The sequence below is a fragment of the Rhodoplanes sp. SY1 genome, from assembly GCF_046000175.1.
Classification (GTDB): Bacteria; Pseudomonadota; Alphaproteobacteria; order Rhizobiales; family Xanthobacteraceae; genus Rhodoplanes.
Window position 1 is genome coordinate 1 of sequence record NZ_JBEOMB010000392.1, and the last position, 505, is coordinate 505.

The window sequence follows — 505 nt, forward strand, 5'->3', positions numbered from 1 at the left end:
GCTCACCGACCGGCAACGGCAAGACCTCGGGCACCGACGAGGAGTGGAGCGTCGCGCTGGAGCTCTACGAGGAAAAGCGGATCCGCAACATCGGCCTGTTCTTCAAGCACGTCGATCCGAGCAAGCTGAACGATCCCGGCCCGCAATTGAGCCGGGTACTGGCCTTCAAGACGGAGATCGAGGCCGGCAAGAAGCATCTGTTCAAGGCCTATGGTGGAGTCGAGGAGTTCTGCGAGACGCTGGAGGAGCACCTTTCCAAATGGCTCCGGGACCATGGGACGTCGGAGCCGGCCAGCTTGTCGTCCGACGCCTCCGTCGCGGCGAGCACGCCCGCCGACGCGAAGCCCTCTACCGTTGCCCGGGCCGGTACCCCGTCGTTTGCGTTCTGGATCGACGAAAGCCGGACACTGCTCGACCAAACCCCGACGAACGCGCAAGAGGCTCTGTTCTGCGCCAATCGCGCGTTCCAGGCGGCAGAGACGGAGCTGGGTCGCGCCAATGCGGA

Annotated in this window: 1 protein-coding gene; it reads left to right on the top strand. The window is 64.8% G+C overall.

Annotated elements, in window-relative coordinates; all coding sequences use genetic code 11:
• On the top strand, positions 1–505 hold a 505-nt coding region (locus ABTU92_RS29885; protein WP_408095167.1), incomplete at both ends, for a hypothetical protein.